The organism is Vibrio injensis, from assembly GCF_001895205.1.
GTDB classification, from domain to species: domain Bacteria; phylum Pseudomonadota; class Gammaproteobacteria; order Enterobacterales; family Vibrionaceae; genus Vibrio; species Vibrio injensis.
The window spans coordinates 17,788-39,521 of record NZ_BDJF01000032.1 but is presented as its reverse complement, the minus strand read 5'-3'; the positions used below and the strand labels follow the sequence as shown (position 1 = coordinate 39,521).

The following is a 21,734-nucleotide window of genomic DNA, read 5'->3' as shown; positions in this document are numbered from 1 at the left end:
GATGCTCTCTCAGCTAAGGGATATTGTTGAACAAGTATCAAAAGTGGAAGATGTTTATCAAGCATTGGATATTTTTGTAAAACAGACGTGTACAGCGATGAACACGGAATGTTGCACGGTCTACTTAGCGAATGAAGAGATGTCTCGCCTTGAGTTAATGGCGACACAAGGGTTAACTTTCAAAGGCGATAAAATTCATATTGGTTTTGATGAAGGCTTAGTGGGCTTAGTTAAACGTACTGCTGAGCCGATTAACCTTGCTAAAGCCTCACAACATCCTAATTTTAAATATTTTAAACAACTGGGAGAGGAGGTTTATCACTCTTTTCTTGGTACCCCCATCATTTACCGCAAACAAGTGTTGGGGGTTTTGGTGGTACAGCAAAAATCGCCTCGCTTATTCAGCGAGATGGAAGTCTCTTTCTTGGTGACGCTGGCGGCTCAGTTAGCGGTGATCATTGCTCATTCCCAAACGCAAGGACATTGGCTGTTATCTAAAAAGCAACAGTCTGTCAGTGGCATTGCCGCCTCAACTGGGGTTGCGATTGGCGAGTTGTGGTGGGATGACTCTCAACCACAATTGACGGACGTTTCTCCCGCTTCGACCTTAGATAAAGAAAGAGAACAAGCTTGGTTAACCCGGGCAATTGAAAATGCTCTGAACGATTTTCGTAAGTTACGCAAAAAGCTTGATAACGATATCAATAAAGAAGCATTGGCGATTTTTGACTTATTTACCCATTTACTCAATGATCCTATGTTGCGCAATGATCTGAAGGCGCAAGTTCTGAAAGGCGATCGCGCTGACTGGGCGGTACGCCAAGTTGTCGAAAGCTATTCTAACCGTTTTGCTCGTATGTCCGATGCTTATTTGCGGGAGCGTTCACAAGACATACGTGAGCTTGGTCAGCGGCTGCTCTATTTTCTCTACAACACGGAGCATGAACAGCAACAATTAGACAAACCGATTATCTTAGTGGTGCGAGAGCTAACCGCATCGATATTGGCTGGTTTACCGAAAGATAAGTTATTAGCTGTGGTCTCTCTTGAGGGCGCGGCCAATTCACATGCCGCCATTTTATCTCGCGCGTTGGGTATTCCAGCGGTGATGGGCGTGTCACTGAACTTAAAGCAAGTGAATGGCAAAAAAGGCATTGTTGATGGCTACAGTGGTAAATTATACATTTCCCCTAGTAAGCCTATTCTTGCTGAATATCGTGCGTTGGCCTACGAAGAGCGACAATTGGCACAAATGGTCAATGAGGCAATTTTAGAGCCCGCATTAACCGAAGATGGTGTGCAGATAGAGTTACTGTTAAACGCTGGATTAAGCGCAGATACGAATATCGCTATTAATCAAGGCATTGATGGCATAGGACTTTATCGCACCGAGATTTCTTTTTTACTTCAACAACGTTTACCCTCTGAAGAAGAGCAAATTCAGCAATATCGAGCGGTCCTTGAAGGTTATCCTGATCAGCCTGTCGTGATGCGTACCTTAGATATCGGTGGTGATAAACCGCTCCCTTATTTACCCATTGATGAAGATAATCCCTTTTTAGGTTGGCGTGGCATTCGTTTTACGCTGGATCATCCAGACATTTTCTTAATTCAATTACGAGCCATGCTGCGAGCCAGTAGTGGCCATGATAATTTGCGTATTTTGTTGCCGATGATTTCTGGGGTAAAAGAGCTTGATGATGCTCGGCGATTTATCGATCAAGCCTATCAAGAATCGATCAAAGTTGATGCCAGCATCGTCAGGCCTAAAATCGGTATTATGCTTGAAGTGCCTTCCATGCTCTATCTATTGCCATTGATTGCCAAAAAAGTCGATTTTATTTCAGTGGGAACTAACGATTTAACGCAGTATCTTTTGGCGGTTGATCGGAACAATACCCATGTTTCGGATGTCTATGATTCGATGCACCCTGCAGTGATTATGGCATTGAAACAAATTTCGCAAACCTGTCAGCAGTATTCGTTGCCAGTATGTGTCTGTGGTGAGCTGGCTGGTGACCCTTTTGGTGCTTTATTACTCATCGGCTTAGGCTATTCCACTTTGAGTATGAATGCGTCAAACGTAGCCAAAGTAAAATATTTGGTTCGTCATTCGGCAAGGCGTGAATTACAGTTATTGGCTGATAAAGCCTTGATGCAATCGTATGGTCATGACATTTATAATATGATGCTTACCCATTTTGAAACGAAAGGCTTCGCTGGATTTGTGCGGGCAGGTAAAAAATAAACAAATAGGACGCCACTGTGGGTATTGAGTTCATTCTTCTGCTAATTATATTAGGTTCTGTCGTTGGATTATTGGCCGGTTTATTAGGCATTGGTGGTGGGCTATTAGTGGTTCCTGCCCTGCTGTTTTTGTTACCGCAAATGGGCATTCATCCAGAGATCGTTATGCATATTGCTCTGGCGACCTCTTTAGCGACGATCATCATCACCTCTATTTCCTCTGCGTTGAATCATCTTAAATTGGGTAATATCGATTTATTTGTTGTTAAATGGCTGCTGCCGGGCGTGCTTACTGGCGGTTTTTTAGGCTCTGTGGTTGCCGAGTGGATCCCTAGTGATTATTTACCTAAAGTATTTGGGGTTATCGTTTTGGCTCTTGCACTGCAGATGGTACGTTCTTCCATGCAAGCTCGTTCAACAAGGCCGATGCCGGGAGCGATAGTGACGTTATTATCAGGAAATGGGATCGGAATTATTTCTACGTTAGCGGGAATTGGCGGTGGCTCATTAACGGTTCCTTTTTTAAATCACCATGGTGTTGAGATGCGTAAAGCAGTTGGTTCATCGGCCGTGTGTGGTTTAGTGATTGCCATTTCTGGTATGTTAGGCTTTATTTTGCATGGTTATCGAGTAGAAAATCTACCGGAATATAGCCTAGGTTATGTGTATCTTCCTGCATTATTAGCCATTGCTTCCACCTCAATCTTGACTACTCGGATCGGCGCTAAATTAGCGTCACGATTGCCGACGGTAACGCTAAAACGTTTTTTTGCTTTTTTCCTGATGTTCGTAGCAATAACAATGTTGTTGCAATAACTTTTTATCTAAGACAGAGAACGCTATTTTATGTCTCAAGGCTATCTTACTTTTCCTAATATTGACCCGGTGTTATTTTCTATCGGCCCGCTTTCTGTGCGTTGGTACGGAATGATGTACTTATTTGGCTTCCTATTTGCTATGTGGTTAGCTAATCGCCGAGCTGATAAGCCCGGCAGTGGATGGACACGAGAACAGGTTTCAGATTTGCTTTTTGCTGGCTTTTTAGGCGTTGTGATTGGTGGACGGGTTGGCTATGTTCTTTTTTATAACTTTGAGCTTTTCTTAGCCGATCCCTTGTATCTGTTTAAAGTATGGACTGGTGGAATGTCTTTTCACGGTGGTTTACTGGGCGTGATAACGGCGATGTACTGGTACGCTCGTCGTCAGCAACGTACTTTTTTTGGCGTTGCTGATTTTGTCGCTCCTTTAGTGCCGTTCGGTTTAGGCATGGGTAGGCTCGGTAACTTCATGAACTCTGAACTGTGGGGACGAGTGACCGATGTTCCTTGGGCGTTTGTTTTCCCGAATGGTGGGCCATTACCGCGCCATCCATCACAACTTTATGAATTGGTACTAGAAGGGATCGTACTGTTTTTTATTTTAAATTGGTTTATCAAAAAGCCGCGTCCTCTAGGCGCCGTTTCTGGGCTATTTTTGATCGGATATGGTACATTCCGTTTCCTTGTCGAGTTTGTTCGCGAACCGGATGTGCAACTCGGTTTGTTTGGTGATGTGATCTCCATGGGACAAATTCTATCTACGCCGATGATTATCTTCGGAATAATATTAATGGTATGGGCGTATCAACGCCAAATGTATCAAGATAGTCCGCAAAAAAGTAAGGTTGTAAAGTGAAACAGTATTTAGACCTTTGCCAGAGAATTGTTGACCAAGGCATCTGGGTTGAGAACGAACGAACCGGTAAGCGCTGTTTGACCGTGATTAATGCCGATCTCACTTATGATGTGGCAAATAATCAGTTTCCCTTAGTCACGACACGAAAGAGTTTTTGGAAATCAGCGGTTGCTGAATTGCTGGGCTATATTCGTGGCTATGACAGTGCCGCAGATTTTCGTCAGCTAGGCACCAAAACATGGGATGCGAATGCGAATATGAACGCGGCTTGGCTGACTAATCCTTATCGTAAAGGTGAGGATGATATGGGACGAGTTTATGGCGTTCAAGGACGAGCATGGGCTAAGCCTGATGGTGGCCATATTGATCAACTGAAAAAAATTGTTGATGACTTAACGCGCGGTATTGACGATAGAGGAGAAATTCTCAATTTTTACAATCCGGGTGAGTTTCATATGGGCTGTTTACGGCCGTGTATGTATAGTCATCACTTTTCTTTGTTGGGCGATACGCTCTATCTAAACAGCACTCAACGATCGTGTGATGTCCCGCTTGGGCTGAATTTTAACATGGTTCAAGTGTATGTTTTTTTGGCAATTATGGCACAAATTACCGGTAAAAAACCGGGCTCGGCTTACCATAAAATTGTCAACGCACACATTTATGAAGACCAACTGGAATTAATGCGTGATGTTCAATTAAAGCGGCAACCACTGCCTGCGGCACAGTTTCACATTAATCCAGAGATTCGTTCACTGGAAGATTTAGAAACATGGGTAACCCTTGATGATTTCTCGGTGACGGATTATCAGCATCATGAGCCGATTCAATATCCTTTTTCCGTCTAATCATGACGTTTATCTTTATGCGTAGTGTGAGATAAGATCCAACGCAAAGAAAGACGATGACGATAGATAAGCGTTATCAATCTCGGTGAAGTGTTGATTGGAGCATGAGTCGACTAGTAATAATAACGCCGCCAAGCACTATGCTTTGGCGGCGTTGTTATTTGGGTTCAGTTGATAAGTGTTATGAATCAGGTTGTCAGCGTCAACACTGAGCCCGGAAGAAGAACGAAGACCGTAAATAAATAGAGTGCCACTGAAGCCTTATTTTTTACCGCGCGGTCCGAAATCCAGTCAGCGCCTTTAAGGGGGAGTTCACGTAAAAATGGAATCCCAAAAATCAACAGCGTTGCACTGATATTAAACACCAAATGCACCAGAGCAATTTGCAGTGCAAAGACAGCAAATTCACCAGAGACGGCGGTCGCTGCTAGAAGAGCGGTAATACAGGTTCCAATGTTCGCCCCAAGGGTGAAAGGATAAACATCACGAACTTTTAACACTCCTGATCCAACCAAAGGCACGATCAAGGTAGTGGTGGTGGTGGACGATTGGACTAAAACCGTAACCACTGTACCTGAAGCGATACCATGTAAAGGGCCTTTACCTATTGCGCTTTTCAATATATCGCGAGCGGGACCGACCATCAGTTTCTTCATTAATTTGCCCATCATCAGTATCGCGACAAAAATAATACTGATCCCAAGTACGATCATGCTAACCCCACCCCAGACATGACCAAAAACACTAAGCTGATCTTGCAGTCCAGTAATGATAGGTTTAGTTACAGGGCCAATAAAATCAAGACCTTTAACGCTCATATCACCTGTGGACATAAGAGGGGAAACTAACCAATAAGAGATTTTTTCAAAAATCCCAAACATCATCTCTAAAGGTAAGAAAATGAGTACGGCGAGCAAATTAAAGAAATCATGGATGGTTGCGCTAGCAAATGCTCGTTTAAACTCATGCTTACAGTGAACATGACCTAGGCTAACCAGTGTATTGGTGACCGTTGTGCCAATGTTGGCCCCCATAACCATTGGAATCGCAATTTCAACAGGTAAACCTCCTGCGACTAAACCAACAATAATTGAGGTAACGGTACTGGACGATTGAATTAAGGCCGTCGCAACTAAGCCGATCATCAAACCGGCGATAGGGTGAGCGGCAAAGGCAAAGAGCGCTTTGGCATGTTCTCCTGTTGACCACTTAAATCCGCTGCCGACCATTGCTACGGCCAGTAGCAATAAGTAGAGCATCAGTGCCAAGTTAATCCAGCGTAGCCAACGTGTCATTGCTAAGCTTGGCACCGCTGTGGATGTCGCTTGGTTTATCATGGGGTTCTCCATTGACCTGATAAATATTTGAGGTCTGTTGTTGAATCTGCCCGCGATGTTAGATGACAAATATTTCAGTAATATTACAGAGGGGGCGGTAAGTCAGTGCTTGATTAAAATGATGGGTGTTAACGTCCTGTTTGCTTATTAACTCTATAATATTATTGATGTTTTGAATTTGTATCTGGATGTGTTTTCATCGATAAAATAATGTTTTTTATGTCTGAATGATGACGGTTTGCTTTTTTTGATTCGCTAAAACAAGGAATGTTTTAGTAAATGTTTCGGTTAAACCGAAGTGTTTGTCGGTAAGCTCTGAGTTTGTTATAAAAGACGAACTGTGTATTGATTGAGTACGCCATGTCACATCTTAATTATAATCACCTCTACTATTTCTGGATGGTCTGTAAGCAAGGCTCGGTGACTAAAGCCGCTGATGCCCTTTTTCTTACTCCTCAAACCGTTACTGGGCAAATTAAAGCACTAGAGGATAGGTTAGCTGGGAAGTTAACAAAACGTAATGGTCGCAGTATCGAGCCAACCGAGCTCGGGCAGTTGGTGTTTAAATACGCTGACCGGATGTTTGGATTGAGTTACGAGATGCTCGATATTGTTAATTATAGTCAGCGCTCGAATGTGCTCTTCGATGTTGGGGTTGCCGATGCGCTTTCTAAACGTTTAGTCAGTAAAATTTTGATGAGCACCGTACCGGAAGATAATCGGATTCATTTACGTTGCTTTGAATCTACCCACGAGTTATTGCTTGAACAATTATCTCAACATAAATTGGACATGATTCTCTCGGATTGTCCGGTGGATTCAAGCCAAAGTCCGGGATTATTCAGTAAAAAATTGGGCGAAAGCCATATGGGATTTTTCTCTAGTGGTGCGGTAGAGTGTGGGCAATATCCTGCAGTACTCACCCAGCGTAAACTTCTGCTTCCTGGAGGGCGTACGGCGATGGGCCGTAAAGTTAGACAGTGGTTTGATCGCCAAGGTATGCAGCCAAATATTCTGGGAGAGTTTGATGATGCGGCTTTAATGAAGGCGTTTGCTTTATATCATCCGGATGTGATTTTTATGGCTCCTTTATTATTACGTTCAGAAATGGAACAAGAGGGGTCGTTACATTTACTCAGCCGTTTAGACGAAATTAAAGAAGAATATTATGTTATTTTTGCGGAAAGAATGATCCAGCATCCGGCAGTGAAAAATGTCTGTGATACTGATTTTAGTCATTTTTTTGAATGATCTCGCCTTAATGGAACGCCTGTCTCAATTCACTGCGTTGTGCTTTTTCCGTTTGCTTTGGTGTATATTATTGTTAACAAATAGATTACTATCTGTCGAATTGGTCAATCCATAGAAGGTTCGCTCTGATCTTGGATGCGCCGATATATTTAAACAAACTGCAGTGTTGATTTGCCTTTTAAAAGTTATAACTCATCGTCAAAATAATAAGTTGTTGAGCGTAGGCTAAATAGCTTCACTTTTACTGTGGCGTGTTGCACGTTAAGGTTGGTTTGTTTAAGTTTTTGTTTTTAAAAGGGCTTACACATGAACCTAGCACAAATGGAACAAAATTCCGCTCAAGCAGTGGTGTTATTAAAAGCCATGGCCAATGAGAGGCGGCTGCAAATTCTTTGCTTGTTACACAATCAAGAACTTTCCGTTGGTGAGTTATGTAGCAAGTTAGAGTTGAGCCAGTCTGCATTGTCACAACACTTGGCTTGGCTAAGGCGGGATGGTTTAGTCGAGACGCGCAAAGAGGCGCAAACGGTATTTTATACCTTGAGCAGCAATGAGGTGAAGGCGATGATTGAGCTTTTACATGGTTTATATTGCGCTAATTGATAGGATGTCATCGGACTTTGATTGAATGGAAATAGGAAACGATGTGCTATGGCAAATGAAAGTTTATCATAGTAGACAAATCGGAAAATCAAAGTTCTCAGATAAATAAAAAACCGGCTTTAGCCGGTTTTTTTATCACTGATGGATATCAAGTTCTATTACAGAGCTTTGATCGCAGCAGAGAAACGAGACTTATGACGAGCTGCTTTATTCTTGTGAATAAGGCCTTTAGTCGCCATGCGGTCAAGGATTGGTGTAACTACAGCAAACGCAGCAGTTGCAGCTTCTTTGTCGCCAGCAGCAATTGCAGCAACTGTTTTCTTCATATAAGTGCGCATCATTGAACGACGGCTAGCATTGTGCTGACGACGTTTTTCAGATTGGATAGCGCGCTTCTTAGCAGATTTGTTATTTGCCAAGGGTCTAACTCCCAAAAACTTTAGTTCGGTGACAATTTAAGGGCCGGAAATATCCCTTATTTGCACTTGAATGTCAAATGATTTGTGCAAAAACCCGTCTAAACCAAACAAGTTTGGTATCACAAGGTTTTCACGGTTAAGATGGCGTGGATTCTAACAGTATTTTTTGGGCAATGCTAATACTTATCTGATCTCATTCTGACATTCTTATCCAAGATTAGGCGATATTATCTTCCGGCAGGTGGTGACCCTAGCTTGAAGGACGTTATCGATCAGCTAAATTGGCGATAAGGGTGGTTTTGGCCCCCGAATCATTGTTGATATTTATATTTTTGTTTTTTCTTTTCGAGGTTACTGTGAGTAAACGTTTACTCAAGTCTGGTATTGTCGTCAGTACCATGACCTTTATTTCTCGCGTCTTGGGGTTGGTTCGGGATGTTGTCGTGGCCAATTTAATGGGAGCGGGAGCGAGTGCGGATGTGTTTTTCTTTGCCAATCGTATTCCCAACTTTTTACGTCGTCTATTTGCTGAAGGGGCTTTCTCGCAAGCTTTTGTTCCGGTATTAACGGAATATCATGCCGCGGGTGATAAGCAGAAAACGCGAGAGTTGATCGCTAAAGTCTCAGGGACACTTGGCTTACTAGTCACTATCGTGACTTTAATCGGTGTGCTGTTTTCTGGTGCCGTTACGGCGCTATTCGGCGCTGGTTGGTTTTTGGATTGGTTATCCGGAGGTCCGGCTGCTGAAAAGTTTGAATTGGCCAGCTTATTGCTCAAAATTACTTTCCCCTATTTATGGTTTATTACTTTTGTTGCGCTTTCTGGTGCTGTACTTAATACGTTAGGAAAATTTGCCGTCTCCTCTTTTACTCCGGTATTTCTTAACGTAATGATGATTTTGTCTGCTTGGTATATTTCGCCTAATCTCGCTAAACCTGAAATCGGTTTGGCAATAGGGGTATTTTTAGGTGGTTTAGTCCAGTTTCTATTCCAACTGCCATTTTTGATCCAAGCTGGTATGTTAGTTAGGCCAAAATGGGCTTGGAAAGATCCGGGTGTGGTTAAAATTCGCACATTGATGATTCCGGCACTTTTTGGGGTATCTGTTAGCCAAATTAACCTGCTATTTGACTCTTTTATTGCCAGTTTTTTACAAACAGGATCGATCAGTTGGCTCTATTATTCTGACCGTTTACTTGAGTTTCCACTGGGTTTATTTGGAATCGCTATTGCAACCGTTATTTTACCTGCTTTATCTCGTAAACATGTCGATGCTCATCAAGCTGGTTTTGCGCAGACCATGGATTGGGGAGTTCGAATGGTGATTCTGCTGGGTATTCCAGCGATGCTTGGATTAATGGTGCTAGCTAAACCGATGTTGATGGTACTTTTTATGCGTGGTGAGTTTTCTGCTCACGACGTTCATCAGGCTTCACTCTCTTTGTTTGCTTATGCATCTGGTTTATTAAATTTTATGTTAATCAAGGTATTAGCGCCTGGCTATTACTCACGACAAGACATAAAAACGCCTGTTCGCTATGGCATTATTGCCATGCTGAGTAATATTGTGTTTAACGCGATTTTTGCTTGGCCTTTTGGCTATGTCGGTTTAGCCGCGGCAACAGCCTTATCAGCCTTGATCAATATGGCTTTACTTTATCGCGGACTACATCAACAAGGGGTGTACAAAGTGACTGGTCAAACGCTAGGATTTATTGCTCGTTTAGTCGTAGCGGGTGCTGTGATGGTTATGGCTATCTCTTGGCAGTTGGATTCCATGGCTGATTGGCTCAAGTGGAGTTTAACTGAGCGAGCTTTGACGTTATGTGGGTTGATTGTGTTTGGTGCTATCGCTTATTCGTTGACCGCCTTATTGTTGGGGATACGTTTAAAAGATTTAAAAGCGGCGACAGATTAATGACAATTAAGGTATAATCCGTCGGTTTTACATCCATATTAGCGATGTCCTGCTGATTGTCAGATCTTGTAGTACTGGTGGTGTGTGCTTCTTGCCGTTGATAATGGTAAAGATTAACGTGCCCAGTCTTGCTTGCGATCGGTTGTCGGTACCATTAAGAATAATAGGTTTTAAGTTTATCCCAATGGAATTGATCCGCGGAATTCACAATATTAAGCCTCATCATCGTGGTTGTGTACTAACCATCGGTAATTTTGATGGCGTGCATCTTGGTCATCAGCAAGTATTAAGCCAAGTTTCTCAAAGAGCTCAACAACTGAATTTGCCTTCAGTGGTGATGACTTTTGAACCGCAGCCAATGGAGCTGTTTTTAAAAGCGAAAGCTCCTGCAAGGCTTACTCGTTTAAGAGATAAGTTTGTTCAGTTGGGGAAATTAGGGATTGATCGCCTACTGTGTGTTAACTTTAACCACCATTTTGCCAATTTAGACGCGCAGGCATTTATCCGTGACTTGTTGGTGAGGCAATTGGGTGTTAAGTTTCTGGTTGTTGGTGATGATTTCTGTTTTGGCCAAGGCCGAAAAGGTGATTTCGCGATGCTTCGTCAAGCTGGTGAGCAATACGGTTTTGAGGTAGTCAGCACACAAAGTTTTTGTGTTCAGCAATCACGAGTCAGTAGCACTTTAATCAGAGAAGCTTTGGCCAACGATCAATTAGCAATGGCTGACAGTATGTTGGGAAGAGCCTACAGTATTAGTGGTCGCGTTTCTCACGGTCGTAAACTGGGGCGAACGATTGGTTTTCCAACGGCAAATATTCCTCTTAAACGATGTGTATCACCCGTTTCTGGTGTTTATGTTGTGAAAGTTTATGGGCTTTCAACATTGCCTTTGGGAGGTGTTGCGAATATTGGCCAACGTCCGACGGTCAATGGTGTACGACAACAACTGGAAGTTCATCTTTTTGACTTCCAAGGTAATTTATACGGCAAGCAACTTGAAGTGGCTTTGTTGCATAAGCTGCGTGATGAGCAAAAATTTGCATCTTTTGATGCACTGAAACAACAAATTGAATTGGATGCTGAAGCAGCAAGGGTGTGGCTGCAGCAGCTTTACAGTGAATCGGTTGATTCCACCGATACGCATAATGTCTAACGTCGCCCAATACAACGGAATTAAGAATCGATGAGTGAATATAAAGATACCCTGAACTTACCTGAAACAGGGTTTCCAATGCGTGGCGATCTGGCTAAACGTGAGCCAGAAATGCTAGAACGTTGGTACAAAGAAGATTTGTACGGAGCAATCCGTCAAGCGAAACAAGGCAAAAAATCTTTCGTCCTGCACGATGGCCCTCCTTATGCCAATGGTGACATTCATATTGGTCACGCACTCAATAAGATTCTTAAAGACATTATTATTAAATCCAAAACCTTATCAGGCTTTGATGCGCCTTACATCCCCGGTTGGGACTGCCATGGTTTACCGATTGAATTAATGGTCGAGAAAAAAGTCGGTAAACCGGGTCAAAAAGTGACGGCAGCTGAGTTTCGTGAGAAATGTCGTGATTATGCTGCTGGTCAGGTTGAAGGACAAAAAGAGAGTTTTAAACGATTAGGTATTCTTGGTGAGTGGGATAAACCTTATCGTACGATGGATTTTACTACTGAAGCTAATATTATTCGCGCGTTAGGTAAAATTGCTGATAATGGTCATCTTCTTAAGGGCTTTAAACCAGTTCATTGGTGTACCGATTGTGGCTCGGCGCTGGCTGAAGCAGAAGTTGAGTATAAGAACAAAGTATCACCGTCGATTGATGTCCGTTTTCGTGCCACTGATGAAGCCAGCTTACTAGCAAAATTTGGCTTATCAGAGGGCCATCAAGGTCATGGTCCCGTTTCGATTGTGATTTGGACGACCACGCCATGGACACTGCCTGCTAACCGCGCGGTTTGTTTACGTAACGATTTAGAATATGTTCTTATCCAAGTTGAAGGTGAACAACCAGAGCGAATCATTGTTGCCTCTGAATTGGCAAAGCAAGTCATGGATCGCGCTGGTATTGAGCATTTCCATAATCTAGGCTTTGCTAGCGGCGCAGAGCTTGAGCTGACTCAGTTTAACCATCCATTCTATGATTTTACAGTTCCCGCTATTTTGGGCGATCATGTGACGACCGAATCAGGGACGGGCGTGGTGCATACTGCGCCAGGACACGGTCAAGAAGACTTTGCCGTTGGTCAAAAATACGGACTTGAAGTGGCTAATCCGGTCGGCTCAAACGGGGTTTACTTGTCAGATACCGAATTGTTTGCAGGACAACATGTCTTTAAAGCCAACGATGCGGTGGTTGAAGTATTGAAAGAAAAAGGTGCGTTGTTGCACCACCATGCTTATGAGCACAGCTATCCACATTGCTGGCGTCATAAAACGCCGATCATTTTCCGTGCGACGCCTCAATGGTTTATCTCTATGGACCAAGCGGGGCTGCGTGAACAAGCCTTAAGTGAAATCAAAGGCGTAAAATGGATGCCAGATTGGGGCCAAAGTCGTATCGAAGGTATGATTGAAGGCCGTCCTGAATGGTGTATTTCTCGTCAACGCACTTGGGGCGTGCCGATTGCTCTATTTGTGCATAAAGAGACGGCAGAATTGCATCCTAACTCACTTGAGTTAATTGAAAAAGTCGCGCAGTTGGTCGAGCAAAAAGGCATTCAAGCGTGGTGGGATGTCGATGCTGCTGAGCTATTAGGTGCTGACGCCGATCAGTATGAAAAAGTCCTTGATACATTAGATGTTTGGTTCGATTCAGGCGTAACCCACTACGCGGTTGTTGATACTCGTCCTGAGTTTAACGGAGCGCAAGCTGACATGTACCTTGAAGGTTCGGATCAGCATCGCGGTTGGTTCCAATCGTCATTGATCTCATCGGTCGCAATGAAAGGTAAAGCACCTTATAAAGAGGTGTTAACCCATGGATTTGTGGTTGATGGTCAAGGACGTAAAATGTCTAAATCGATTGGTAACGTGGTTGCACCGAAAGATGTCACCAATAAATTAGGTGCGGATATCTTACGTCTGTGGGTGGCTTCGACCGATTATACTGGTGAAGTGGCGGTGTCTGATGAAATCTTAAAACGCAGCGCCGATGCTTATCGCCGAATCCGCAATACGGCTCGTTTCTTCCTCGCTAACCTTAATGGCTTTAATCCTGCGACGGATATGATCCCTGTTGAGGAAATGGTGGCATTGGATCGTTGGGCTGTCGGTCGTGCATTGGCTGCGCAGCAAGAGATCATCAAAGCGTATGATGAATACAACACCCATGCGGTCGTACAGCGTTTAATGCATTTCTGTTCAATTGAAATGGGTTCATTCTATTTAGATGTGATCAAAGATCGCCAATACACAGCAAAACGCGGTAGCCATGCGCAGCGTAGCTGCCAAACGGCCTTGTATTATATCGTGGAAGCGTTAGTACGTTGGATGGCACCGATCATGTCCTTCACCGCCGATGAGATTTGGCATGCTATGCCAACGAAACAGGCTGATGGTCAAGCTCGTGGTCAATTCGTCTTTACCAGCGAATGGTACCAAGGTTTGCTTGGTTTAGACGAAAACGAAACGTTTAATAATGCATTTTGGACCGATATCCAACACGTTCGTGGAGCGGTGAATAAGCTACTCGAAAATGCTCGAAATGAAAAAGTGATTGGTGGATCGTTACAAGCTCAGGTGACGTTGTTTGTTGATGATTCATTAGCCGCGAAGTTAAAGCTGCTGGATAACGAGTTGCGTTTTGTTCTATTAACGTCTAAAGCTGCCGTCAAACCGTTAAGTGAAAAAAGCACCGCCGCTCAAGCGACCGAGATTAATGGTTTATGGGTTGAGGTCAGTAAAGTAGACGCCGAGAAGTGCGAGCGCTGTTGGCATCATACCGATGATGTGGGTACGATTGCTGGCCATGAAACCATTTGTGGTCGTTGCGTGTCTAACATTGACGGCGATGGTGAACAACGTCAGTTCGCGTAATCGTATTGGTTTCTTTAATTACCAAGGTTATTTATGACTCAACAGGCATTAACGTTAAAACAATCCGGTGTGCGTTGGCTATGGCTAGCGCTACTGATTTTCCTCGCTGACATCGGCATCAAGTCAGTAGTGATGAACAACATGGGTTATGGATGGCATAATCGGATAGAAGTACTGCCATTTTTTAATTTATTGTATGTTCATAACTACGGCGCAGCATTCAGTTTTCTCAGTGAGCAGGCGGGATGGCAACGTTGGTTGTTTACCGGCATTGCCTTTGCTGTCACGGCGTTATTGGTGTATTGGATGCGCCGCTTACCTGCCACAGAGAAATGGAATAACATTGCTTATGCCTTGATCATTGGTGGTGCGGTTGGTAATGTTTTTGACCGTGTTGTGCACGGGTTTGTGGTTGATTATCTGGATTTTTATTGGAAAACTTACCACTGGCCAGCTTTTAATTTAGCGGATAGCGCGATCTGTATTGGAGCTGCGATGGTTATTTTAGATGGCTTTCGCAATAAAAAATAACAGTTTGAAGTCTCGTCTGATTGAATAACCTTAAGCGTCGTCCGTTGATTCGGTCGGCGCTTTTTGTTAGAACGTGTCGGGAGTATTGCAACAACGCTAACGTGTTTATCACTCAGCGCGAGATATCGAATAATGAGTGCCCTGTGCATCATTTCTGTTACTGATCATAATAAGTCGCTCGATGAGAAGCGATTGACCATTTTAAGGAAGCCTAATAACGTGAGTATCATTGTTGATAATTCTGCTGTGACGTTACATTTTACTATTAAACTCAAGGATGGATCGGTAGCGGATAGTACCCATAATATTGGCAAACCCGCCAAATTGATCATGGGTGATGGTAGCCTCAGTGATAATTTTGAGTATCACTTGTATGGTATGCAAGCGGGAGAGAAAAAAGTGATAGAACTGGCCGCTGAAGATGCTTTTGGATTACCGAACCCTGATCATATTCACTACATGGATCGTGGTAAATTTGTCGGTGAGAATGACGTTGATGTCGGGACCATTATGGCATTTAGTGGTCCTGATGGGATGGAAATTCCGGGGATTATTACTGCAATAGCCGGAGATTCTGTGACCGTTGATTTTAATCACCCCCTCGCTGGTCAAGAAGTTATTTTCGATGTGGAAATTGTCTCCGTTGATTAATTTATTTTACAATAGTCCGATTTGAATCCATGAGCCATAACATGAAAATATTGTTAGCCAATCCGCGCGGTTTTTGCGCTGGTGTTGATCGTGCGATCAGCATTGTTGAACGTGCATTAGAGCTGTATCAGCCGCCGATCTATGTACGCCATGAAGTGGTTCATAACCGTTTTGTGGTTGAAGGGCTAAAACAGCGTGGCGCTGTTTTTGTTGAAGAGCTCAGTGAGGTTCCTGACGATAGTATCGTCATTTTCTCTGCTCATGGCGTGTCTCAAGCGGTTCGTCAAGAAGCCAAAGCTCGAGCTTTGACCGTGTTTGATGCCACTTGTCCTTTGGTTACTAAAGTCCATATGGAAGTGGCGCGTGCGAGTCGTCGCCATATGGAAGTAGTTTTGATTGGTCATGCGGGGCATCCTGAAGTGGAAGGCACCATGGGGCAATACGCCAGTCAAAAAGGCAAGATGTATTTGGTGGAAAAGCCGGAAGATGTCGATGCTTTAAAAGCTCAAGTAAAAGATCCAACTCATTTGCACTATGTCAGTCAAACCACGCTATCAGTAGATGAAACGGCTGATGTGATTGAAAAGCTGCGTGAGGTTTTTCCTGAGATCCAAGGGCCGCGTAAAGATGATATCTGCTACGCGACACAAAATCGCCAAGACGCGGTGCGTATTTTGGCCGAGCAAGTGGATGTGATGGTTGTTGTCGGATCGAAAAATTCGTCCAACTCAACGCGGTTGAAAGAACTGGCAGAAAAATTAGGTACGCCTAGTTATTTGATTGATTGTATCGAAGATATCTCACCAGATTGGTTCAATGGTGTCACTATGATCGGGGTAACCGCTGGTGCTTCTGCTCCTGAAGCGCTGGTTAATCAAATTTTGCAGCAAATTAAAGATTTTGGGGCTACGGACGTTGAAGAGGTATTAGGCCGAGAAGAAAATATGTTCTTTGAGGTACCTAAAGAGCTACAAATTAAGCAAATCAATTGATCAACGGTTGAGCGGAGTTTTACCGTTAAAAATTAAAAAGGGGCTAATGTATTTAGCCCCTTTTTTACGCCGGTCTTAATACGAGTTGCTTAACGATGACGTATTTCACTAAGCGGTTTCGACTGAGTTTTTCTCAATTTCTTGTTGTTCAGCCAAATCGATCTCGCCTTTGCCTTTGGAAATACGCATGACATAGATCATCGCGATTAATGATGTGCTTATTCCAATAATGGTCGAGAGTGTCATGGCTAAGCCAAAGCCCAGTGCACTATTATTAAGGATAAAGGTCACACAAACCGTGGTCATAAACAGCGCTGGGACGGTTGTGATCCAATGCAACTTATTGTGACGCAGTAGATAAGCGGATGCTGTCCACAACATCATCACTGCCGTAACTTGGTTAGCAAATCCAAAGTAGCGCCAAATGATAGCAAAGTCGACTTGGGTTAAAATCCCACCCAGAACAAATAATGGTAGTGCCATCATGAGTCGATTGCGCAGCGTTTTTTGCTCCATATTAAAATATTCGGCAAGAATCAAACGGCTGGAACGAAAAGCCGTATCACCAGAGGTAATCGGTAAAATTACCACACCGAGAAAAGCCAATATCCCGCCAAATACGCCAAGTAAACCAAAGGAAGCGCTATAAACGACATTACCTGGTCCACCATTTGCTACCGCCGCTGAAAGTGAATCGAGTGAACCGAAGAAAGACAGGGCAATCGTACACCAAATTAGAGCAATGATCCCTTCACCGATCATCGCGCCAAAGAACACGAAGCGGCCATTTTTTTCATTTTCCATACAGCGTGCCATGAGCGGCGATTGCGTAGCATGAAAACCAGAGATAGCACCGCAAGCGATGGTGATAAACAGTGCTGGCCACAGTGGCATATCATTAGGGTTGAGATTACTGAACATATCTCGCATCTCAAAGCCACCAAGAACTTGATGATCGCTCGACCAAGCGATAGCGCTCATGAGACCGACCGACATAAAAATCAGCAGCGCGCCAAACAGTGGGTAAAAACGGCCAATGATTTTATCCACCGGGACAATGGTGGCGATAATGTAGTAAGCAAAAATGATCACCACCATGCTGGTCATGGTGACGGTGAAATGGGTTTGTGAGTTGATAAGGTTGGTTATCATCCCAGCAGGCGCTGACACGAAGACGACACCGACCAGCAGTAGCAGTACAATGGCAAAAATGTTCATAAAATGTTTGGCGCCATTGCCTAAGTAACGTCCGGTAATCGCGGGTACCGATGCACCACCGTTACGAATCGATAGCATGCCGGAGAAATAATCGTGAACCGCGCCAGCAAAAATACAGCCGACAACAATCCATAGCATCGCTGCTGGACCGTAAAGTGCGCCCATGATTGGACCAAAAATAGGTCCTACACCAGCAATGTTAAGTAACTGAACTAAGTAGACTTTAGGTGTCGACATCGGTACATAATCGACCCCATCGGTTTTGGTGTACGCAGGAGTTTTACGTTGTTCATTGATGCCAAAGATTTTTTCAACGGCGAAACCATAGAGAAAATAACCACCAATCAGCGCGGCAACGCAGGTGAGAAACCACAACATAGTCAGTATCCTTTATCAGGTTGTATTGTACCTAGCTCACTTTTCGTTGAGTGGCTTAGGTGTAGGATGTGTAGGGGTAAAATCGATAGAAGAATAAGTGAACCATTGATGATGAGCACGGCGTTTTGTCATCAGTGGTCGTATAATTTATTAAGCGGCATTTAAGCTTGGTAAGTGGTTTTTAATAAAACGTTACAATGGTTAACGAAGGTGGATAGGTGACTTATGAAAAAATGGATAATGGCTTTACTATTGTTAACAATGTTTGGTTGTGCCAGCAGCGATGATCAACTCGCCGCGAAAGGAGATTGGTATCAAATCGGTTATAACGATGGCATTGCTGGAAATTTACAACGCTCTTATCAAACGCTATCTCAATTAGGTAATGCCAAGCATGCTGATTATGAACGTGGTTATCTAGACGGTGTTCAAGAATACTGCAACCCTAACTTTGCCTATCAGATGGGGCTTAGTGGGCAATATTACGAAGGCGTTTGCGAGGGGACTGAGCAAGCCCATAAGTTTCGCATGGAATGGCAGCGCGGTTGGCGAGAATACAACCGCTGATGTTCTGCCATGTTCGTTTGTTTAAGGTAAGTAAATTACGCCTAACGAAGTGCTTCGTTTAGCGCCGGTGACTTCCGGTAAGTTGCTCGGTAAATCATGGATCCGTCGCTGGGCTAACCAAGCAAAAGCCATGGCTTCCATATAATCACCATCGACGCCTTTCGCTTGAGTAGGAGCCACCAACCAAGTGGGTAAATTGGTTTGTAAGCGCTCCATTAACAAGGGGTTTTGTGCCCCTCCACCGCAGACTAATAACTGTGGTGTAGCTCCTTGAGCATACTGATTCACTTGTTCACTAATGGTTTGTGCGGTGAGTTCGCATAATGTACGTTGAACATCTTGCTGGTTTACGCTTAATCCCGCCAATTTGCTTTCAAGCCAAGCGAGATTAAACCATTCCCTACCGGTACTTTTGGGCGCAGGTTGTGAAAAGTAAGTATCTTGTTTTAATCGCTGCAAGAGGGGGAAATCTACCTTCCCTTGTCGAGCCCATTGACCATTTTCGTCATAAGCTCGACCAGTGTGCTGCGCGCACCAATAATCCATTAGCACATTGCCAGGCCCTGTATCGTAGCCGATGACACGCTTATCAGTGGTGAGTACTGAGATATTAGCAATGCCACCAATGTTAAGAACGACGAGAGTTGAATCGGTGGCATTAAAAATGGTTTGGTGAAAAGCCGGGACCAGCGGAGCTCCTTGACCACCCAATGCGATATCTTTACGTCGAAAATCGGCTACGGTGGTGATCCCAGTACGGGTAGCAAGAATGTTCGCATCGCCCAACTGAATGGTAAATGGTGTTTCTCCCGTAGGTTGATGAAAGACGGTTTGCCCATGATTACCAATCGCCGTGATTTGCTCTGGGCGATAACCACTGCGCGCCAGTAATTGTTCTACTGCGTGTGCGTATAGATGACCCAGTTGATGATCCAATTGACCAATCTCGTGTAAGTTGGTGGGCTGGCCTAAGCAAATATTCAACAAGCGCTGCTTGATAGATTCTGGCATCGGTAAACTATCGTGTGCTAATAGTTTGATGGTATTACCAGTAAGGGAGACTAACGCACTGTCGACGCCATCCATACTGGTGCCAGACATGATGCCAATATACAGTTCAGTATTATCCACAAGCGACTCCGATCGTTATACGATTTGCCAAGTGATTGATAAGATAAACGACATTGTAATTGAAAAACTACCTGAATAACTTTACTCGCTATGCTAATTTGCATTTTTATTGCTCGTATCACGCTAACGACACGAGCATGGCGTCGATAATACTCTCAACTTTCTCATTGTATAAGGAGCCAACATGGGACCGCTATGGCTTGATGTCGCTGGTTATGAATTGACAGCGGAAGACCGTGAAATTCTCGCTCACCCTACGGTAGGAGGCGTCATACTGTTTGCTCGTAACTATCATGATAACCAACAGTTAATTGCTCTTAATCACGCTATTCGTCAAGCGGCTAAACGGCCAATATTGATTGGAGTTGATCAAGAAGGGGGACGAGTGCAGCGTTTTCGTGATGGTTTTAGTCCAATTCCTGCAGCGCAATACTACGCACAATCGGCTGATGGTGAAGCGTTGGCGTACCGTGGTGGTTGGTTAATGGCTGCTGAACTGATTGCCCATGATATTGATCTCAGCTTCGCCCCAGTATTAGACAAAGGTTTTGATTGCCGAGCGATTGGTAATCGAGCTTTTGGTGATGATGTGCAGAGTGTACTGACCTATAGCGGAGCTTACCTGCGTGGCATGAAAGCGGTCGGGATGGCTACCACAGGGAAGCATTTTCCTGGGCATGGTGCGGTGCTGGCAGACTCACACCTTGAAACGCCACTCGATGAACGTGACTCGATTGCTGATGATATGGCCATTTTCAGTGCTCATATCGAGCAAGGTCTTTTGGATGCGATGATGCCTGCCCATGTGATTTATCCTCATTATGATCCACAACCAGCCAGTGGCTCGGCTTATTGGTTAAAGCAAGTACTGCGTCAACAGCTCGGTTTTCAAGGGATTGTCTTTTCTGATGATTTAAGTATGGAAGGGGCGGCAGTGATGGGCGGTCCAACACAACGTGCACAGCAGTCTTTAGCGGCGGGATGCGACATGATTTTGATGTGTAATCGACGCGAATCGGCGGTTGAGGTGCTGGATAATCTACCGATCAGTGAAGTACCACAAGCATTATCCTTATTGAAAAAGCAGAGTTTTACTTATCGTGAGCTACAGTCTTCATCAGAGTGGCAGCAAGCGTCTTTGGCAATGCGCCGTTTGGTTGAGGCTTCTGCTTAACTTTAGCGTGGCAATAGGATTCTCTCATCAATAAATTGGGGCTAATAAAACCCCAATTTCTCTTTGAGTTCTTTTAAAAAACGGCGGCTTACTGGGACGATGTAGCCTGAACGGGTGATGATCTCGGCAAGACCGTTGTCTAATAATTTGATCTCTTTGATGGCTTTGAGATTGATCAGATATTGACGATGACAACGTAGCAGCGGCGTTTTTTCTTCTAGGACTTTTAACGTCAATTGACTACTGGCTCGCTGCTGCGCGGTTTGCACGTGCACTCCGGCAATATCACTACAAGCAAATTCGATCTCTCCCGTTGGGATGATCATGATTCGATTGAGGCCGATACACGGAACTTGATCAAGCTGATTAGGGGCGAGAATCGAGTAATCTGGTGTTTTCACTACGCTACGTTGTAAACGTTGGATGGTTTTTTCAAGCCGCGTTGGATCGACCGGTTTAAGTAAATAATCAAAGGCGTTATCTTCAAAGGCTTGCAGTGCATATTGATCATAGGCAGTCACGAAAACCACCTTGGGCATGGTGTCAGGATCGAGCATCGCGAGCAGATCTATTCCAGTAATTTGAGGCATTTGAATATCTAAGAAAACCACATCTGGTTTGTGTTGATTGATTTTTTTCAGTCCCTCAATCGCATTATTCGCTTCACCAATTACCTGCATGTTGCCATTTTCATTCAGTAATTCAATGAGTTCCTCTCGGGCCAAACACTCATCATCAATGACTAAAGCTGATAACGTTACCAT

The 21,734-nt window shown here is 44.0% G+C and carries 19 protein-coding genes; 14 read left to right on the top strand and 5 right to left on the bottom strand.

The genetic code is table 11. From position 1 onward, the window contains the following. The first annotated feature begins 1 nt into the window (after window position 1). From ptsP to BSR11_RS16040, 4 genes are read left to right on the top strand one after another with little or no spacing between them, the layout of a single operon-like run. Window positions 2-2,248, top strand: coding sequence for a phosphoenolpyruvate--protein phosphotransferase (ptsP, locus tag BSR11_RS16055; RefSeq protein WP_072671345.1), 2,247 nt, complete (start codon window positions 2-4; stop codon window positions 2,246-2,248). Window positions 2,249-2,265: 17 nt separating this feature from the next. After that, a complete protein-coding gene (locus BSR11_RS16050) occupies window positions 2,266-3,063 on the top strand; it encodes a sulfite exporter TauE/SafE family protein (RefSeq protein WP_072671344.1) in 798 nt (265 codons plus the stop codon). Between the two features lie 30 nt (window positions 3,064-3,093). Next, window positions 3,094-3,921: a prolipoprotein diacylglyceryl transferase gene (lgt, locus tag BSR11_RS16045; protein ID WP_072671343.1), complete on the top strand. Its 828-nt coding sequence runs from the start codon at window positions 3,094-3,096 to the stop codon at window positions 3,919-3,921. Next, on the top strand, window positions 3,918-4,769 hold the full coding sequence (locus BSR11_RS16040; RefSeq protein WP_072671342.1) for a thymidylate synthase: 852 nt from the start codon (window positions 3,918-3,920) through the stop codon (window positions 4,767-4,769). Before lgt ends, BSR11_RS16040 begins: the two co-directional genes overlap by 4 nt. Window positions 4,770-4,957: 188 nt before the next feature. On the opposite strand, the gene BSR11_RS16035 is transcribed toward BSR11_RS16040, so the two are convergent. Next, window positions 4,958-6,106: a Na/Pi symporter gene (locus BSR11_RS16035; RefSeq protein ID WP_072671341.1), complete on the bottom strand. Its 1,149-nt coding sequence runs from the start codon at window positions 6,104-6,106 to the stop codon at window positions 4,958-4,960. Between the two features lie 360 nt (window positions 6,107-6,466). Between BSR11_RS16035 and nhaR the strand changes: the two genes are divergently transcribed. Together nhaR and BSR11_RS16025 are read left to right on the top strand one after the other, a co-directional pair. Beyond that, complete coding sequence (gene nhaR / locus BSR11_RS16030; protein ID WP_072671340.1) at window positions 6,467-7,357, top strand: transcriptional activator NhaR; 891 nt, start codon at window positions 6,467-6,469, stop codon at window positions 7,355-7,357. Window positions 7,358-7,663: 306 nt separating this feature from the next. Continuing rightward, window positions 7,664-7,960, top strand: coding sequence for an ArsR/SmtB family transcription factor (locus BSR11_RS16025; protein WP_072671339.1), 297 nt, complete (start codon window positions 7,664-7,666; stop codon window positions 7,958-7,960). A gap of 158 nt (window positions 7,961-8,118) precedes the next feature. Here the strand turns inward: BSR11_RS16025 and rpsT are convergent, their stop codons facing one another. After that, the gene (rpsT, locus tag BSR11_RS16020; RefSeq protein ID WP_004394128.1) at window positions 8,119-8,379 is read right to left on the bottom strand and encodes a 30S ribosomal protein S20; all 261 of its coding nucleotides are present in this window, start codon (window positions 8,377-8,379) and stop codon (window positions 8,119-8,121) included. 356 nt (window positions 8,380-8,735) lie between these two features. On the opposite strand from rpsT, the gene murJ reads away from it, so the two are divergent. The 6 genes from murJ to ispH all read left to right on the top strand — a co-directional run bounded on the left by murJ (window position 8,736) and on the right by ispH (window position 16,502). Then, window positions 8,736-10,298: a murein biosynthesis integral membrane protein MurJ gene (gene murJ, locus BSR11_RS16015; RefSeq protein ID WP_072671338.1), complete on the top strand. Its 1,563-nt coding sequence runs from the start codon at window positions 8,736-8,738 to the stop codon at window positions 10,296-10,298. 184 nt (window positions 10,299-10,482) lie between these two features. Further along, on the top strand, window positions 10,483-11,451 hold the full coding sequence (gene ribF, locus BSR11_RS16010) for a bifunctional riboflavin kinase/FAD synthetase (protein WP_072671337.1): 969 nt from the start codon (window positions 10,483-10,485) through the stop codon (window positions 11,449-11,451). 30 nt (window positions 11,452-11,481) lie between these two features. After that, window positions 11,482-14,328: an isoleucine--tRNA ligase gene (gene ileS, locus BSR11_RS16005; protein WP_072671336.1), complete on the top strand. Its 2,847-nt coding sequence runs from the start codon at window positions 11,482-11,484 to the stop codon at window positions 14,326-14,328. A 33-nt stretch (window positions 14,329-14,361) separates the two neighbouring features. Continuing rightward, window positions 14,362-14,859, top strand: a complete 498-nt coding sequence (gene lspA, locus BSR11_RS16000) for a signal peptidase II (protein ID WP_072671335.1) — start codon at window positions 14,362-14,364, stop codon at window positions 14,857-14,859. Window positions 14,860-15,078: 219 nt separating this feature from the next. Further along, entirely contained in the window at window positions 15,079-15,510 is a 432-nt protein-coding gene (gene fkpB / locus BSR11_RS15995) for an FKBP-type peptidyl-prolyl cis-trans isomerase (RefSeq protein ID WP_072671334.1), read from the top strand. Between the two features lie 29 nt (window positions 15,511-15,539). Then, a complete protein-coding gene (gene ispH / locus BSR11_RS15990) occupies window positions 15,540-16,502 on the top strand; it encodes a 4-hydroxy-3-methylbut-2-enyl diphosphate reductase (protein WP_072671333.1) in 963 nt (320 codons plus the stop codon). A gap of 108 nt (window positions 16,503-16,610) precedes the next feature. Here the strand turns inward: ispH and BSR11_RS15985 are convergent, their stop codons facing one another. Then, entirely contained in the window at window positions 16,611-18,098 is a 1,488-nt protein-coding gene (locus BSR11_RS15985) for a carbon starvation CstA family protein (RefSeq protein ID WP_072671332.1), read from the bottom strand. Between the two features lie 225 nt (window positions 18,099-18,323). Here BSR11_RS15985 and BSR11_RS15980 point away from each other — a divergent pair, with 225 nt between their 5' ends. Further along, complete coding sequence (locus BSR11_RS15980) at window positions 18,324-18,665, top strand: DUF2799 domain-containing protein (protein WP_072671331.1); 342 nt, start codon at window positions 18,324-18,326, stop codon at window positions 18,663-18,665. 21 nt (window positions 18,666-18,686) lie between these two features. Here the strand turns inward: BSR11_RS15980 and BSR11_RS15975 are convergent, their stop codons facing one another. Next, window positions 18,687-19,796: an anhydro-N-acetylmuramic acid kinase gene (locus tag BSR11_RS15975; RefSeq protein WP_072671330.1), complete on the bottom strand. Its 1,110-nt coding sequence runs from the start codon at window positions 19,794-19,796 to the stop codon at window positions 18,687-18,689. Between the two features lie 184 nt (window positions 19,797-19,980). Between BSR11_RS15975 and nagZ the strand changes: the two genes are divergently transcribed. Next, on the top strand, window positions 19,981-20,970 hold the full coding sequence (gene nagZ / locus BSR11_RS15970) for a beta-N-acetylhexosaminidase (protein WP_072671329.1): 990 nt from the start codon (window positions 19,981-19,983) through the stop codon (window positions 20,968-20,970). 41 nt (window positions 20,971-21,011) lie between these two features. Here nagZ and btsR read toward each other — a convergent pair whose 3' ends face one another. Next, complete coding sequence (gene btsR, locus BSR11_RS15965) at window positions 21,012-21,734, bottom strand: two-component system response regulator BtsR (protein ID WP_004394117.1); 723 nt, start codon at window positions 21,732-21,734, stop codon at window positions 21,012-21,014.